The sequence below is a fragment of the Streptomyces pactum genome, from assembly GCF_002005225.1.
Lineage (GTDB): Bacteria > Actinomycetota > Actinomycetes > Streptomycetales > Streptomycetaceae > Streptomyces > Streptomyces pactum_A.
Genome location: NZ_CP019724.1, coordinates 302,145 through 317,017 on the forward strand (window position 1 = coordinate 302,145; position 14,873 = coordinate 317,017).

15 protein-coding genes and 1 pseudogene are annotated in these 14,873 nt (G+C 70.3%); 5 read left to right on the top strand and 11 right to left on the bottom strand.

All coding sequences use genetic code 11. From position 1 onward, the window contains the following. Nucleotides 1-9 precede the first annotated feature (9 nt). A complete protein-coding gene (locus tag B1H29_RS39985; RefSeq protein ID WP_079159941.1) occupies nt 10-204 on the top strand; it encodes an Rmf/CrpP fold protein in 195 nt (64 codons plus the stop codon). A gap of 58 nt (nt 205-262) precedes the next feature. Here B1H29_RS39985 and B1H29_RS01235 read toward each other — a convergent pair whose 3' ends face one another. The 8 genes and pseudogenes from B1H29_RS01235 to B1H29_RS01270 all read right to left on the bottom strand — a co-directional run bounded on the left by B1H29_RS01235 (nt 263) and on the right by B1H29_RS01270 (nt 7,254). Beyond that, nucleotides 263-685: an ATP-binding protein gene (locus B1H29_RS01235; protein WP_055421542.1), complete on the bottom strand. Its 423-nt coding sequence runs from the start codon at nt 683-685 to the stop codon at nt 263-265. A gap of 507 nt (nt 686-1,192) precedes the next feature. Beyond that, complete coding sequence (locus B1H29_RS01240) at nt 1,193-1,654, bottom strand: SRPBCC family protein (RefSeq protein ID WP_055421541.1); 462 nt, start codon at nt 1,652-1,654, stop codon at nt 1,193-1,195. Between the two features lie 172 nt (nt 1,655-1,826). Beyond that, complete coding sequence (locus B1H29_RS01245; RefSeq protein WP_055421540.1) at nt 1,827-3,167, bottom strand: hypothetical protein; 1,341 nt, start codon at nt 3,165-3,167, stop codon at nt 1,827-1,829. 149 nt (nt 3,168-3,316) lie between these two features. Next, the gene (locus B1H29_RS01250) at nt 3,317-3,712 is read right to left on the bottom strand and encodes a hypothetical protein (RefSeq protein ID WP_079167809.1); all 396 of its coding nucleotides are present in this window, start codon (nt 3,710-3,712) and stop codon (nt 3,317-3,319) included. Nucleotides 3,713-4,444: 732 nt separating this feature from the next. Then, nucleotides 4,445-4,984, bottom strand: a complete 540-nt coding sequence (locus B1H29_RS39010) for a GNAT family N-acetyltransferase (protein ID WP_055421538.1) — start codon at nt 4,982-4,984, stop codon at nt 4,445-4,447. Nucleotides 4,985-5,206: 222 nt separating this feature from the next. Continuing rightward, nucleotides 5,207-5,365, bottom strand: a pseudogene (locus tag B1H29_RS40120) (DUF664 domain-containing protein); the annotation flags it as partial. 29 nt (nt 5,366-5,394) lie between these two features. Further along, nucleotides 5,395-6,072, bottom strand: coding sequence for a response regulator (locus B1H29_RS01265; RefSeq protein WP_055421537.1), 678 nt, complete (start codon nt 6,070-6,072; stop codon nt 5,395-5,397). After that, nucleotides 6,073-7,254 carry a sensor histidine kinase gene (locus B1H29_RS01270; protein ID WP_055421536.1) on the bottom strand — a complete coding sequence of 394 codons (1,182 nt, stop codon included), beginning with the start codon at nt 7,252-7,254 and terminating at the stop codon, nt 6,073-6,075. A 377-nt stretch (nt 7,255-7,631) separates the two neighbouring features. On the opposite strand from B1H29_RS01270, the gene B1H29_RS01275 reads away from it, so the two are divergent. Together B1H29_RS01275 and B1H29_RS01280 are read left to right on the top strand one after the other, a co-directional pair. Next, complete coding sequence (locus B1H29_RS01275; RefSeq protein ID WP_244209014.1) at nt 7,632-8,132, top strand: hypothetical protein; 501 nt, start codon at nt 7,632-7,634, stop codon at nt 8,130-8,132. Nucleotides 8,133-8,265: 133 nt separating this feature from the next. Continuing rightward, on the top strand, nt 8,266-9,750 hold the full coding sequence (locus tag B1H29_RS01280) for an alpha/beta hydrolase (RefSeq protein ID WP_055421534.1): 1,485 nt from the start codon (nt 8,266-8,268) through the stop codon (nt 9,748-9,750). Nucleotides 9,751-9,848: 98 nt separating this feature from the next. Here B1H29_RS01280 and B1H29_RS01285 read toward each other — a convergent pair whose 3' ends face one another. Further along, nucleotides 9,849-10,244 carry a RidA family protein gene (locus B1H29_RS01285; RefSeq protein ID WP_055421645.1) on the bottom strand — a complete coding sequence of 132 codons (396 nt, stop codon included), beginning with the start codon at nt 10,242-10,244 and terminating at the stop codon, nt 9,849-9,851. A 136-nt stretch (nt 10,245-10,380) separates the two neighbouring features. Here B1H29_RS01285 and B1H29_RS01290 point away from each other — a divergent pair, with 136 nt between their 5' ends. Then, nucleotides 10,381-11,355 (top strand): helix-turn-helix transcriptional regulator, encoded by a 975-nt coding sequence (locus B1H29_RS01290; protein ID WP_055421533.1) that lies wholly within the window; start codon nt 10,381-10,383, stop codon nt 11,353-11,355. Nucleotides 11,356-11,431: 76 nt separating this feature from the next. On the opposite strand, the gene B1H29_RS01295 is transcribed toward B1H29_RS01290, so the two are convergent. Together B1H29_RS01295 and B1H29_RS01300 are read right to left on the bottom strand one after the other, a co-directional pair. Beyond that, complete coding sequence (locus B1H29_RS01295) at nt 11,432-12,853, bottom strand: sugar porter family MFS transporter (RefSeq protein WP_055421532.1); 1,422 nt, start codon at nt 12,851-12,853, stop codon at nt 11,432-11,434. Continuing rightward, nucleotides 12,846-13,697: a phytanoyl-CoA dioxygenase family protein gene (locus B1H29_RS01300; RefSeq protein ID WP_055421531.1), complete on the bottom strand. Its 852-nt coding sequence runs from the start codon at nt 13,695-13,697 to the stop codon at nt 12,846-12,848. Before B1H29_RS01300 ends, B1H29_RS01295 begins: the two co-directional genes overlap by 8 nt. 122 nt (nt 13,698-13,819) lie before the next feature. Between B1H29_RS01300 and B1H29_RS01305 the strand changes: the two genes are divergently transcribed. Beyond that, a complete protein-coding gene (locus B1H29_RS01305; RefSeq protein WP_055421530.1) occupies nt 13,820-14,851 on the top strand; it encodes a LacI family DNA-binding transcriptional regulator in 1,032 nt (343 codons plus the stop codon). Nucleotides 14,852-14,873: the final 22 nt, after the last annotated feature.

Consider the following 14,873-nt stretch of genomic DNA (forward strand, 5'->3'; position numbering starts at 1 on the left):
ACGCGCGGCGTGGACACACCCGAGGACATCGCACGGGCCGTCGAGGAAGGCCTCGAAGCCAGTCGGAGAGGAGAGTCGTATCTGGTGTGCCAGTACCCGCGGCCGTCCGCGCTACGTACTGCGTGGATCAGCGGCTATTACGGCACGGCCACGGGTGCCGGCTGCCAGTCGTCCCGCTACGCCGGACCGATGCCTGGTCAGTAAGGTGACCGGTCTGGAGTTCCGCGGCTCCACCGGCTATCGCTCTCCTGCCGCGCGACCTTCAACAGGGCTCTGGGTCCTCGGTCGGCGGGCGGAAGCAAGCGGTGACCGTCTTTCCGTGGGGGCAGGGCCGGGCTTCCCAGCCGTCGGTCAGTGCATCGACCAGGAGCATGCCCCGTCCCCCGATGCGGTCGCTGCTGGCGGCGCGTTGGGTGGGCAGCGTGGTGGAATTGTCGTGGACGGCAACGTGCAAGCACCTCCCGTCCCAGGTCATCAGCAACTGGGCATGGGAGTGAGCGTGCACATGAGCGTTGGTGACCAGTTCCGAAACGGTCAGCAGAACAGCATCCACCGTCTCCGGAGCCGTGTCGGCCCACGCCAGTGACCGCAGGTGCCGACAGGCCCAATCACGCGCAGCTTTGGGGCTCGTGTGCATCGGTATCGACCGCGCCCATCCCACCGCACGAAGCGACGCTTCATCCACTGCAAGCCTCCCCGACTCTTCCGTTGTGATGCGCCTTCCCTCTGGAGACCGCGTGACGCCGCCCGAGTGGGGAAGGATGCTCGCCGGCGCGATCCTTCCCGGTTCGCCAACTGCTGTCCGAACCGGCGGACATGAGCTGGTGCCTGAAGTGGACGAAGCCGTGGCCTGGATGTCGTAGGCGAGCGCTCGAAGCGGGCGCAGCGGTATGCGAGGGCCGCGTCCGTGGTGTCGGAGGCCTGGCCGGTGCCGCCGCGGCGTCGATGCCGCTCCCGGGCGTGGCACCGCCTTTGTGCTCGGGTTGCTGAGAGCGCATCCGGTGCACGCCGGGCGTCCACGGGCTGCCACGGGCGGCCGGCAACCGGGCTCCGCGACAGCAAGGGACCACCCCGAGGCGCGCACACAGGACCGGGCCGACGCTGTAGTCGTGACACGGTCACGAGGTCAGCATCGGCGGCACCATGCGGTCATGGCGCCGGCAGCGATGCCACTGCGGGGACTGGACAGGGGTCACTCACCCGGCCTGATCCGCCCGCGCCAGGCTCCGGACTCACCGCCACGTCCCTCGATGTACTCCTTGAAACGCTGCATGTCGCCCTTCACCCGCCGGTCGACCACTCCCAGCGCGTCACCGGTCTTCTCCGCGGCTCCCGTGGGCTCGACGTCCATGACCAGCTCGACCCTGGTGTGCGTGTCGTCCAGGCGCTGGAAGCGGACCGTGCCCTTCTGCCTGGTGTCCCCCGTGGTGGTGCGCCACGTGATGCGCTCGTCGGGGAGCTGGTCGACGATCTCGGTGTCGAACTCGCGCTTCACCCCGCTGACCTTGGTGGTCCAGTGATTGCGGCGCTCATCGAGCTGCCTGACTTCCTCGACCCCTTCCATGAACTGCGGGAACTCCTCGAACTGGGTCCACTGGTTGTAGGCGGTGTGCACAGGAACCTCGACTTCCACCGCTTCCTTGACCGTGCTCATTCGAAACCGTCCTCTCTACTGGATTCGTCGCAGCCGGGACCGAGCAGTACGCGGCCTCGGCACACCGAGGCGAGTACCCGAGGATCACTCGTCTAACGATCCGCCGGCAACGTCCCGTGCCGGCCGCACGGTCGCGGACGCCAGCGGGGCCCGGCCCTCGTGGGGCCCGGCGTCACCGACCGCGTCGCCGCGGTCGTCTGAGCCAAAAACGCCGGGTTCGGCGCGGATCGGTAGTGACGGCGTCCGGGGCGGACAGACTCAGCGAAATGCGGCGGCGTGCAACCAGGCCGACCAGGATCAGCAGCAGGAACGGCAACCAGGCGATCGCGTACGCGACTCCGTAGTGCTGGACGTCCAGGATCGACCGGCGCGGGTCCACGTCGCTGCTGTTGACGCCGAAGAACGCCAGCAGCAGCGCGGGCGGGAGCGCGATGACCGAACCGACTGCGATCACCGCGGCCAGTACCCGGTCGCGGTCCTCGGCGTACTGCTGGGCCGCCGTCTCCAGGTCGACGCGGCGCGTCGCGAGCACGGCGTCGACGCGCTCGACGATGCGGGACGTGTTGGCCAGCGCGTCCGCCAGCGCCGAGATGTCGCGCAGTGACGAGTGGAAGCTTTCGACCAGCAGCTCGGGGATGAGGATCGTGTCGGCGTACGCCTCGACGCTGAAGCTCAGGTCGAGTTGGAGATCGCTGAGCCGGCGCGAGAGCTGCGCGACCAGGGAACGGGCATCGTCCGTCGTCTCCACCACCGCCGCCCGGTCGAGCTCCAGCGCCTCGAACGCCTGCCGCCTGATGCGGTGCACGGCCGCGACCGCGTTGAGGATGCCGGCCGCGGCCAGCCCGAACGCGTTCTCCACCGGCGGTGCGTAGCCGACGATCAATGACACGCCCCTGCCGTGCGCGACCATGGTCTGGCCGGCGTTGTTCAGCGTCTCGGGCCGGCGGATGCCCAGCGTGGCGCCGGTGTCGCCGTCCAGCGTGCCGCGCAGCACGATCGTCACGACCTCCTGGCCGACCGCGTCGCCGGGCGCGTGCTCTGCCAGCAGCCCTCGTGCGAGTGCCGCTCCAGGGAAGACGCTCTGGTGGACGTTCCGGCCGAACTCGAGCGGCGGCTGGCCGGCGGGCCCGTCCGTGACGCCGTACGCGCGCAGGCGTCCCTCGAGCCACTCGGTCAGCGGCACCCCGCCGACGCGCGTCGCGGAGCGGTCCTGCCAGGTGGCGTAGAGGGTTTCGGCGAGGGCGTGCGAGCCGTCCGCGTCGTCCGCGATTTCGACGTCCACGAAGAGCAACGGGTCCCGGCGAGGCGTGACAGCGAGGGTGACCGCCGCACCGTCGACCCGCGCCGCGCTCGGCGGCAGCGTGATCTCGGGGACGCGCTCGTGCAGCACCAGCCGGGGCAGCAGCAGCCCGGCGGCCTCGACATGGGCGGCGAACCGGCCGAGGTCGAGCGCCTCGGTCAGCGGGCGGAGCATGTCTTCGGGCACCCCCACCTGCGGCGTGAGGTTGTACATCAACAGCAGCCGTGTACGAGTCCTGACCGCTGCGTCGGACCGTGGCACAACGTCCCCCCTGGGCTGACACTCGTGTGGGGCAGCAGCCTAGTGGCCAGGCCAATGGCAGCGGCGGGCCGCACCGCGGTGGCACAGGCGGCTGGACGTGCTCAGTGATCGCTCGTGTACGGGGGCACCGGGAGAGGCAGCGGCTGACGCCAGTCGTCGAACATCGTGAGGAGGAACTGGCGGGCGAGCGGGCGTATTTCGTCCCACGCCGGTTCTGTGGCCAGGGTGTTGGCCCAGAGGCCGGCGCGGCAGGCGGCATCGATCCCGCCGAGGCGACGGCCGATCGCCTGAAGGACGCCCAGACTCCGGGGTTCGAAGACTCCGCGCTCCGAGAGTCCTTCGGAGACACGGCAGAGGAGCTCTATCTCCTCGACAACGGATTCAGTCTCCACCTCACGCTCGCCCAGCCAGGCAAGCTGCTCCTGGGTGTCGGCTGCGAGCAGGGCCATGAATCGCAGCGTCCAGGTGCGCAGGTGCGCATCGCCGAGATGGTTCATGCGTGCATGATCGCACCGAAGGACGTCGCAGAAGGCCGTGATCAGGGCCTCTCGATGGCATGGCTGGGGCACTGAGATCTCGCTGTGCTGCTGAGGTCCGTCGCCGGGGTGTGCTGGGGCCTCGTGTTCTGGGAGCAGGAAGGCCGAGCGCACGCGGCCATCACCGCTCCCGAGCGCCGGACCGGCACCGCGCCGGTTCCGGAAGGCGCAACCTTCACGGGCCCGGGTTCTGCGCTCGTACGTCGGCCTCACCGCCAGGAACTGCGCGAAGGCGACGGCGGTCCGATCGCCCGCCGCCACTGCGGTGCCCCTCCCCCGGCCCGCCGAATGAGTCCACCACACCGTCCAGCGACATGAAACCGGTGCAGACCGAGTCACGCATCGTGCTGCCTCCCCATGATCGGGCGAGCTGCTGGGTACACGCTGAGGCTCAGCCGCAGATCTTGTCCTGGACGGAAACGAACACCGGGTCCAGAACACGTGCCGTGACAGCGCACGGAGCTGCGACCTGTCCGGCAACGACACAGTGCGACCTCGCCGGACGGCTCGACCGCTCGTCTGCCGACCCGAGAAGGAAGCCACGAACGGCCGCCGAGCCCTCGCCTCCGACAGCCTCGGAACAGGACCGGCCGAAGACGCCCTTGGCAGGGGGACAGGGCGCCGGGGCGCTTGACCAGGCGGCGGACGTGAGGAGGCGTCCGCCGCAGCGAAGGTACTTCGCCGCAAGGAACGTCAGATCCTCGCAGTACGCGCGATGCGGTACAGCATGTTCGGACGCAACGGCCCTTCGGGCTCGGCGGGGTCGTCGAAGTCGCCGGCCGGGTCCCGGGTCATACCGATCCGGCGCATCACCGCCTGCGAACGAAGGTTGGTGGCTGTTGTGACTGCGAGGATCTCGGGAAGTCCAAGGGTGTCGAAGCCGTGGGTCAGGACTGTCAGGGCAGCCTCGGTGGCGTAACCCCGGCCCCAAGCCGAGCGGGCGAGCCGCCAGCCGATCTCCACTCCGGTGAACGGCATGCCGTCGTCCACTTCGTCCAAGCCGGCGAAGCCGACGAAGTCGCCCGTGACCCTCTCCTCAACCGCCCACCACCCATAGCCTCGCCGGTCGAAGTCGGCCTGGAACCGCGCCACGGAGGCATCGCTCTGTTCGCGGGTAAGCAGGTCACCCAAGTGTTCCCGGACTTCCGGATCGGCGTTCATCGCCGCCCACGGTTCGAGGTCGGAGTCACGCCATCGGCGCAGGACGAGGCGATCGGTACGCAGTTCCACCATGCCGCCCAGCCAATGTGAACCTCGTCCCCGAGGCAATCTCTTTTTCTTCTGGTACCGCTGTCCCCCTCCCTCCATAGGCTCGGATCGCTCCCAGGGTGGTGAGCGAAGCCCACCACCGGCGAGAAGAACGTGCGAAACGCTCACGGCACCGTCGCCTCGATCCGACTCCGGCTCCGCCCGTGGTCTCCGCCGCATCCCATCGCCGGTCGTGCCGTCGCGCATCTCGCGCAGGATGTCCAGGTGGCCGTTGTGGCGGGCCCTCTCCTCGGTGAGGTGGAGGAGGATCCAGCGGTCACTGCGGCAATTCGGCGCCGGTGGGCCGCCCGGCACGGTCCGCTGGTCAGGCCCTGGCCGAGACGGCTGAGGTTCGCATGCCGCCACTCACCTCCCCACCGGCGGTCCTGGCGGGGTCATTCCTCCGCGTCGCGGACCAGGAGCGCGATCTGCACCCGGTTGTCGACCGCCAGCTTGGCGAACAGGCTGCCCGTGTGCGCCTTGACGGTCGCGACGCTGATGCGCAGTCGCTGGGCGATCTGCGCGTTGCCCAGTCCGTCCGCGATGGCCCGAGCGGTCTCGAGTTCTCGTTCGGTCAGCGCGGACAACTGTTTCCGGGCGGCCTCGCGCGACGAGTTGCGGGCGTGAGCAGACTGCGGCCCGGTCGCCGCGGCTATCACCCGTGTCGTGGCCGCCGGTGACAGCACGGGGTTGCCGGCCGCGACGGTCCGCACCGCGTCGAGCAGCCGCGGAGGCTGGGTGTCCTTGAGGACGAACCCGAGTGCCCCGGTGCGCAGGGCGTCGAGCACGAGATCGTCGGAGTCGAACGTGGTCAGGATCAGCACCTGTGGCGGCGTCGGCCGGGAGAGGAGTTCCCGGGTCGCGCTGAGACCGTCACGGCCCGGCATCCGCACGTCCATCAGCACGACGTCCGGCCGGTGTTCGTCCACCACGGCGATGGCGGCGTCCCCGTCGGCCGCCTCCGCGACGACGGTCAGGTCCGGCTCGCCGTCGATGACGAGCCGCAACGCCATGCGCACCAGTTGTTCGTCGTCGACGATGACGACACGCACCGGCTCCCGCTCGCTGTCCACTCATGCTCTCTTTTCGTGGGTGGGGTCCGGCCAGGGTAGTTCCGCGGTGAGGAGGTACCCGTTGTCGCGCGTGGAGCGGTGACCGAGTTTTCCCCCGGTGAGGTGGACTCGTTCGTTGAGGCCGAGCAGGCCGAATCCCGATCCCGGCAGGCGTGCGGCGCGCGTGGCGGCCGGGGAATTGCGGACGCCGACGTCGAGCCTGTCGCCCGCTGTTCCTTCGATGGTGATGTCCACGTGTGCTCCGGGAGCGTGTTTGGCGGCGTTGGTCAGACCTTCCTGGACGACCCGGTAGCAGGTCCGTCCGACGACGTCGGGCGGTGTTTCCGTCACGGTGACGGTGAGCGTGACGCCCAGTCCGGATGCGCGTGCGTCGGCCACGAGAGCGGGGATTCGCTCGAGGGAGGGTTGCGGTGGTTCCGGGCCCGGGTCGGCCCGGAGGACGCCGAGGACGCCCCGTAGTTCTTCCAGGGCCTGGTGGGAGCCCTCGGCGATGCCGCGGACCAGGACGCGGTTCTCCTCGGCCTTGAGGTCGCTGCGGTGATCCAGCACGCCGGCCTGCATGGCGACCAGCGAGATCCGGTGCGCGAGCACGTCGTGCATCTCGCGGGCGATCCGGTTGCGTTCCAGGATCCGGGCGCGCTCCGCTCGTGCGGTCTGTTCCCGCTCCGCGCTCTCCGCCCGGTCGCGCAACGACCGTACTTCGGCACGCCGCGCACCGACGGCCGTGCCCACGGCGACCGCGAGGCCCGCGGCCAGTGCCGGCAGCGCGAGCTGGAGCCACCACGAGGCGGGTGAGCTCTGGACCGAGTAGAACCCGGCAGCGAACTGTGACGCGGTCACGTAGGCCAGCACGACGGCCCCGGTCTCCACCGGACGACGACGGGTGGCGATCGAACCCAGCGCCACGAGCGCGGCGCCGGTGGCGAGCGCTGACGTGGTGGAGGCGATAGCGACCGACGTGGCGACGGGGAAGGGGAACCGCCGCCGCCACAGAAGCGCGGTCAGACAGCAGAGAGCCACCAGTGGGTCACCGATGAGGAACCAGGAGCCCGTTTCGGCCGCCGGTCCCCGCGACAGCACCACACCGGTGGCGAGCCAGGCCAGGGCGCCCACTGCGGTGGCCGCCGTCAGCCGCCAGGCCTGCTGCCACCATCCGAGCCGTGAAGCGACGTCCGTGTGCACCTGGTCATTATCGCGAAACCGTACGGCCGGTGAGTCGGACCGAGGACTGATACGCCCTAGACCCAAGTCGAATCACGGCCTCACCCGTGGTCGAAGACGTTTCCGACCACCGGGCTGATGTGCCCGCCGCGCCGCACGGACAGACTCGGTCCCGGATTCGTCGCGCCGATGGCGACGGAACACGGGTGGCTGGACTCTCACCCGAGACAGGGAAAGTGGGAGGCATGTTCAACGAAGTGCGGCGTCGTCGGGCTGTGCAGCGGGTCAGGCCCGGGGACGGGCGCGCGCTGAAGCGGTTCCGCTGGTGGCAGTTGCCTTTCCGCGCGCTGTTCTACCTCCGGCTGACACGCGACGACGGTCGGCGGACGGTCTGTGCCGTGGACGTCAGGCATTGGCGGAACAACTCGTCCGGCAACGTCAAAGCGTGTCTCTACGTCGACGGCAGGCAACACGCCCGGTCCGGACTCCCTGCCGCCTTCCCCGTCCCGGGTGGCGTCGTCGAGGTGAGAATGAGCGCGTTCGGGCTCAAGCGCTGCCATTACGTCACGGCCGACGGAGCGGAGTACCAACTCGTCCCGGACGGCGACTCCGCCGAAGGACGCCGCGCGCACTTCGACCGCAGGCATCCCGCCCTGAGTCGCGGGGTCGGTTTCCTTTCGTCGATCGTGCTCGTCGTCGCCGTGTTCCTCCTCGTTGTTCAGCTCGCCGAACAGCTCACCCGGGCGGACGGCGTCTCTCCCTACGTCGGCGCCTTCTCCTCGCCCGTCGATCTGTCGGCATGGGGCAACTCCGTCGTCGGGCTCATCACTTTGACGGCGAGCACGGAACGAGCTTTGCGGCTGCGCCACAGTTGGCTGCTCGACGGCGCGGCGGGCTGACCCGCTTCCTCGGGCCCGTCCCCTCGAAGGTCCTTCCGTCACCCGGTTCAGCACGGTTTCGTCATCTCCCGATGGAGCTCCGGTCGTGTTGTGCCGCCGATCCCTGGCTGTGTCTGCCGCTGAGGAGCATTGCATGCGCAGGTTTGTCGTTGCCGTTCTCGCCACCGTCATGGTGGCGCTTCCTACCGGGCAGGGGGCTTGTGCCGAAACGGCGTCGCGCGCGTCGCCGGACGTGGTGAGCTGGGGCGAGTGCCCTGGCGGCACCGCGCTGCCGGCACTGGAGTGCGGCACGCTCAAGGTTCCGCTGGACTACCGCGACCCCGACGGCAAGAGCATCGACCTGGCGATCTCGCGCCTGGCCGCCCCCAGCCCTCACAAGCGCCGTGGCGTGCTGCTGACGAACGCCGGCGGGCCGGGCGAACCGGGGCTGTCCTACCCACTGGTGCTGAAGTACTACGGCGTACCGCAGAGTGTGCTGGACGCCTACGACGTGATCGGCTTCGACCCGCGCGGGGTCGGGCACAGCACTCCGGTGACCTGCGATCTGGAGGGTGAGGCGACGGCGACGGCGAACATCCCGGAATACGCGCTGGGCCCGGCCGACGTCGCCAAGCGGGCCGTGTACGCGGCCGACGTCGCCGAGAAGTGCGGCTCCGCGGCGACGGCGCCGATGCTGGCGCACATCAGTACGGCGAACACCGCGCGTGACATGGACCGGATCCGCGCCGCCCTGGGCGAGCCGAAGATCTCCTACCTCGGCATCTCCTACGGCACCTACCTCGGTTCCGTTTACACCACGCTGTTCCCGCAGCGCAGTGCCCAGTTCGTGCTCGACAGTGCGATGGGCCCGGAAGGCAGCGGCCCATCGGCCTCCCGCGGCTTCGGAGAGGGCGTCGAGGACAGGTTCCCGGACTTCGCCAGGTTCCTCTCCGAGCACCCCGAGTACGGCTTCGGCACCTCGGTGGAACGGATCAGGAGGAAGTACTTCGAGATCGCCGCCCGGCTGGACGCCAGGCCGAGGCCGGACGGCTTCGACGGCAAGCGGTTCCGCAAGGTCACGTTCGAGAAGCTGTACTTGGACCAGTGGCTGCCACAACTGGCCGCGATCTGGCGTGCCGTCGACACCGGGCGGCCCCTCCCGCCGGCCCCGCCCTCGGAAGTACCGCCCGGGCAGCCGGCCGACAACCCGGTCGCCGCCCAGCTCGCGGTGTTGTGCAACGACCGCGACTGGCCGGAGTCGGTCGCCGCGTATCAGCGCAACGTCGAGGCGGACCGTTCCCGCTACCCGATGTTCGGCGCCGCCGGGGCGAACATCTGGCCCTGTGCCTTCTGGCCGACGGAACCGAGCGAGCCCCCGGTGAAGATCACCGATCGCGGGCCGTCGAACGTACTGATCGTGCAGAACCTGCGCGACCCGTCCACGCCGCTGTCCGGCGCCCGCGAACTGCGCGAGGCCTTCGGTGAGCGGGCTCGGATGGTCACCGCCGACCAGGGCGGGCACCTCGCCTATCTCTTCCTGAAGAACCGGTGCCTCAACGACGCGACGACCAAGTTCCTGGTCACCGGCGAACGCCCGCGGTCCGACGTCGCCTGCGCGGCCGAACCCGGCCCGGACTGAGCCGGCCGATCCGCGGGAGGGCCGCCTGCCGGACGGAGGCGGCCCTCTTGCTGACGGGCACGGCACTAACAAGCCCTGCCGCGGGCGACGAGGTCACCTCAGGCGACCGCGGTTCCCTCCAACTCGACCATCAGGCCGGGGATCGCCAGCCGTGTCACCCCGAGCATCGTGGTGGTCGGTGCCACCCCGGCGGCGCCCAGCCGCGACGCCAGCACGCCGTAGTGCTCGAAGAGCCGGTCGACGTCGGTGGTGTAGACGTTGAGCCGGACGAGGTCGGCGAGGGACATGCCGGCCTTTCCGAGCACGGACTCCAGGTTGTCGATGGTCAGCGCCAACTGCGCCGCCATGTCACCGGCATGCTGAGGCTTGCCCTCGCCGCTCATCGCGGTCTGTCCGGAGCAGTACAGCGTCCGGGCGTGCCCGGAGACGATCTGGCCCTGGCTGTAACCCATCTCCACCGACCACGTCCACGGGTCGACCGTCATCCGCTCCATCGTCACATCAGCTCCATTCGATTCATCGGCGGCGCGTACGCACGTCGGCTCGGCGGCCACCGCCTTCGACGGCACGTTGGCAAGCCTCCCCGCAAATCACGACACCCTTCGTCATGCATTCCGTTAACGTTCTCGTGTGCGTGCCGACCGGTTGATCTCGCTGGTCCTGCTGCTGCGCCGGCGCGGCCGGCTGACCGCGGCCACGCTGGCCCGCGAGCTGGAGGTCTCCACTCGCACCGTGCTGCGCGACATCGAGGCACTGTCCGCGGCCGGCATCCCGGTCTACGCCGAACGCGGCCGGCGCGGCGGTTTCGCGTTGTTGCCCGGTTTCCAGACCGATCTCACCGGACTGAACCACGACGAGGCCCTCGCCCTCCTGGTCGCCGGGTCGGGGCGCGGTGAGCGGGTGTTCGGCCTCGGCACCGCCCTCGCCGCGGCCATGCGCAAGGTGGTTGACGCACTGCCCGAGACCCACCGGGCAGCCGCGAGCGATGCCGCCCAGCGCTTGCTCATCGATCCGGAGACCGACCTGCTCTCACACCGCCTGCTCACCGACGAGTTGCCCGACGCCACGATGATCGAGGTCCGGCGCGCGGTGCTCACCGGCCGCAAGCTGCGCATCCGCTACGCGGCCAGTGACCAGACACCGCAGTGGCGCACCGTGGACCCGATCGGCCTGGTCACCGTGCGCGACCGGGGTTATCTGCTGGCCACACGGTCCGGCGCGGACCGCACCTACCGGCTGTCGCGGGTGCTGGCCGCCGAGACACTCCCCGAACCGGCCCAGCGACCGGACCGGGTCGACCTGGACCGGATCTGGCGGGAACGCTGCGCGCAGTTCCTCTCCGACGGCGATCAGGTCACGGTGCTGGTGCGGGTGAACCCGGCGCGCCGGGAGGACCTGGTGAGCACCGCGCTGGCCGTCCGAGCCGAGGAACCCGACGCGGACGGGCGGCTGCGGCTGGAGGTGACCTTCCAGGACGCACGGCACGCCGAATGGGCGCTGTGGCAGCTCACTACGGACGCGGAGGCTCTCTCCCCGCAGTGGTTGCGCACCTCGCTGCACAACCGCGCCGCGGCGATCGCCTCCTTCTACGGAGTGTCGTCCTGAGTGATCTGCGAGCGGCGCGGCGTGGCGGAACGGTGCTGCGACCGGGCCCGCGAGGCGCCCCCTCCCGGTCGGACCTTCAGTGGTTCTGAAGGGTCTTCCGGAAGGAGCCGCCACGCTGCAACGCTCGTTCGATGCTCTCCAGGGACCGTCCCCGGGTTTCCGGTACCTTCGCCGCCACGAAGGCGATGCACGCGACGTTCATCAGCGCGTAGACGAAGAAGGTGCCGGAGCGGCCGATTGTCTGGATGGCGGTCAGAGCGGTCACCGCGATCAGCAGGTCGACGCCCCACAGCGTGACGGTGGCGAGACTGGTCGCCGGGCCGCGCACACTCAGCGGGACGATCTCCGGGCCGATGAGCCAGACCACGGCCTGTAGCCCGATCCCGTTGCACAGGATGTAGGCGAACAGTGCGACGATCACCGTCCAGCGCTGCGCCGCCGAGCCCTGAGGACCGAGAAAGGCCAGGGCCATGACCGCCATGGCGAGGCCGGAGCCCGGCAGGAACCACAGCATCGTCCGGCGGCGGCCCACCCGGTCCACGGCGATGGCACCGACCACACCGGCGACCACCAGCATCACGCCGATCCCCACGCCGGTGAGCAGGGCGGCCGAGTCGCCGAACCCCGCGTCGACGAGGATCGTCGGTGCGTAGTAGACGACGGCGTTGATGCCGGTGAGCTGGGAGAAGGCCGCGATTCCGACGGCGATCAGCAGGGCGGGGCGCATCCAGCGCTGTCGCAGGTCGCGCCAGCCGCCCGAGGGAGTGGCGGCGGCGACCTCGGTGATCTCGTCGATCTCCCGGCGGACGTCCGTGCCGGCGGGCCGGAGCCGGGTCAGTACCTTCACGGCCTCCTCCCGGTGGCCGCGCTCGACGAGCCAGCGTGGACTCTCGGGCAGGGCCAGCATGCCGATCCCCAGGGCCACGGCGGGGAGGACCGCCAGGGCGAACATCACGCGCCAGCCGCCACTGCCCGACAACGCCCAGCCGCACAGATAGGCGATGAGCTGTCCGCAGGCGACCATGAGCTGGAACAGCACCATGAGCCGGCCGCGGATCCCGGCGGGAGCCGTCTCGGCGATATAGACCGGCACCATGTTGGAGGCGCCGCCGACGGCCAGTCCGAGTACGAAGCGCGCGGCGACGAGGCTGCCCACCCCCGGGGCCGCGGCGGCGGCCGCGGCCCCGAGGGCGAAGACGACCGCGACCGCGATGACGACCTTGCGGCGTCCGTGCCGTACGGCCAGGCGTCCCGCGAGCAGCGCTCCGGCCATCGCGCCGAGCAGGATCACGCTGACGACGATCTCCTGCTCGCGGGAGGACAGGTCCAGGTCCTCGCGCAGGTGCAGCAGAGCGCCGGAGATGATGCCGGTGTCGTAGCCGAACAGCAGGCCGCCCAGCGCGGACACGCCCGCGACCGCGTACACCATGGCCGGCGCCTTCCGCTGGTCCCCGACGGCCGCCTCGGTGTTCTCGGGCTCCGCGGTGAGCTCAGGCATCGCCCATGACCAGACCCTCGATGGTGTGCTTCTGCGTGATCGGCTCCAGCCTGTCGACGATCGGGCAGTCCAGGTGGCGCCGCACCCGCTCGGGCAGGGACTCCCAGTAGGTACGGGTCACTGCCGTGTCGTGCCGGTCGCCGTTTGTGGCCTCGGGGCCGTCGACTCCCAGCACCAGCACGGGCCGGGACTTCGCCGAGTCGTTCTTGGTGCCGCGGTGGATGGTCAGCGCGGTGCGCGCCGAGATGTCGCCCCGCCGCGGGTACTTGCGCACGGCCCGCTCCTCGAGGCGAGGGTAGTGCGGACGGGGCGGGAACATCCCGTGGCCGAACTCCGGGCTGTCGTCCCACTGGGTGCCCGGCGCGATCTCGAAGGGCCCCATGTCCTCCTCCGTGTCGACGGCGGTCACGTTGAAGGCCAAAGAGGTCAGCCGCCGCTCGGCGCGGGTCTCCTCCGGCATGGGGAAGTCCCGGTGCCAGGGCTGGTTGACGGCGCCCTCAAGCGGCACGTCGAAGCCGAGCTCGACGATGCGGTAGTCCGGGCCGAGCACCGCGGTGCAGACGGACCTCACCCAGGGGTGGTCGACGAGGTCGACGAAGCCGCGTAGCTGCTCGGGGTGGATCTCCACGTAGTAGCGGTGCGGTCCGCGTCCGACGGCGCCGCCGGGCCGTGCCAGCGCTTCCTCGAAGGCCGCGTCGATGTCCTCGCGGAGCCGGTCGGCCCAGTCGGGGGCGAAGGCACCCTTGCGGGCGGTGATGCCGTCCGAGTACAGGGCCGCGACGTCGGCCGTCACGTCCGGATCGAGGCCGGCCGCGGAGACGTCGGGGTGGGTGTGCGGACTCATGGGTGCCTCCTTGCACGTGCAGCAGAACTGTCCGGAACATGTTGCATCGTTGAATTCAACGTGGCAATACCTTTCGGAGGGGATCTTGGTCAACGCCGCCGACGGCATGCCACGATGTGCGGGTGAGCAGCAGCCTGAAAGACGTAGCCGCCCGCGCCGGGGTGTCGGCGCGCACCGTGTCGAACGTGGTCAACGGTTCCGCCAGGGTCTCCACGCAGACCCGGCAGCGGGTCCAGGAGGCGATCGACGAGCTGGGGTACCGCCCCAATCTCGCCGCCCGCAACCTGCGGGCGGGCCGCACCGGAGTCATCGGTCTCGCCATCCCGGAACTGCACTCGCCGTACTTCGGCGAACTCGCCGGCCTCCTGGTCGACGAGGCCCGGCGCCGTTCATGGACGGTGATCATCGACCAGACGCACGGTGACGCGGAGGCGGAGCGGCGGCTGCTGACCGGCGACGGCGGCCGGGCCATGGACGGCCTCATCATCAGCCCCTGGGCACTGGAGGCACAGGAGGTGGCGACCACCGCGCGCCCCCTGCCCGTGGTGCTGCTCGGTGAGCGCAGCCCTCAGGGCCTGGCGGACCGGGTGGCCGTGGACAACGTGGCCGCCGCGGACGAGGCGACCACCCATCTGCTGGCACTCGGACGCCGCCGCGTCGCCGCCATCGGGCTGCAGCCGCACCTGCACAACGGCACCGCGGAGCAGCGCGCCGAGGGCTACCGCAGCGCACTGCGCCGAGCGGGCGTCACGCCGAAGCCGCGGTGGGAACGCTCCGTTACCTCACTGCACCGGCAGGACGGTGCCCGGGCCATGGCGGAACTGCTCGACGGGGACGACGGGGACACCCCGGACGCCGTGTTCGCCTTCACGGACGAACTGGCGCTGGGCGCCCTGCACATGGCGCACGCGCGTGGGCTGCGAGTGCCCGACGACCTCGCGGTCGTCGGCTTCGACGACATCGAAGACAGCCGCTTCAGCCATCCGACGCTGACCACCGTCTCCCCCGACAAGCGGCAGATCGCCGAACGTGCGCTGCAGTGCCTGGCCGACCGCATCTACAGCCCGGAGAACGAGGTGCCGGCCCTGGACCTGACCATCCCGCACCGGCTGGTCGTACGGGGCAGCACCGGTCCAGGGGCCCAGGCGCACTGACGGACTCCCCCCGGGATCACCC

What these genes read in the sequence shown, in the direction of transcription:
- B1H29_RS01300 (WP_055421531.1), bottom strand. Translation starts at nt 13,697, where the DNA reads ATGAGTCCGCACACCCACCCCGACGTCTCCGCGGCCGGCCTCGATCCG.
- B1H29_RS01240 (WP_055421541.1), bottom strand. Translation starts at nt 1,654, where the DNA reads ATGAGCACGGTCAAGGAAGCGGTGGAAGTCGAGGTTCCTGTGCACACC.
- B1H29_RS01280 (WP_055421534.1), top strand. Translation starts at nt 8,266, where the DNA reads ATGCGCAGGTTTGTCGTTGCCGTTCTCGCCACCGTCATGGTGGCGCTT.
- B1H29_RS01250 (WP_079167809.1), bottom strand. Translation starts at nt 3,712, where the DNA reads ATGAACCATCTCGGCGATGCGCACCTGCGCACCTGGACGCTGCGATTC.
- B1H29_RS01245 (WP_055421540.1), bottom strand. Translation starts at nt 3,167, where the DNA reads ATGTACAACCTCACGCCGCAGGTGGGGGTGCCCGAAGACATGCTCCGC.
- B1H29_RS01295 (WP_055421532.1), bottom strand. Translation starts at nt 12,853, where the DNA reads ATGCCTGAGCTCACCGCGGAGCCCGAGAACACCGAGGCGGCCGTCGGG.
- B1H29_RS01285 (WP_055421645.1), bottom strand. Translation starts at nt 10,244, where the DNA reads ATGGAGCGGATGACGGTCGACCCGTGGACGTGGTCGGTGGAGATGGGT.
- B1H29_RS39010 (WP_055421538.1), bottom strand. Translation starts at nt 4,984, where the DNA reads ATGGTGGAACTGCGTACCGATCGCCTCGTCCTGCGCCGATGGCGTGAC.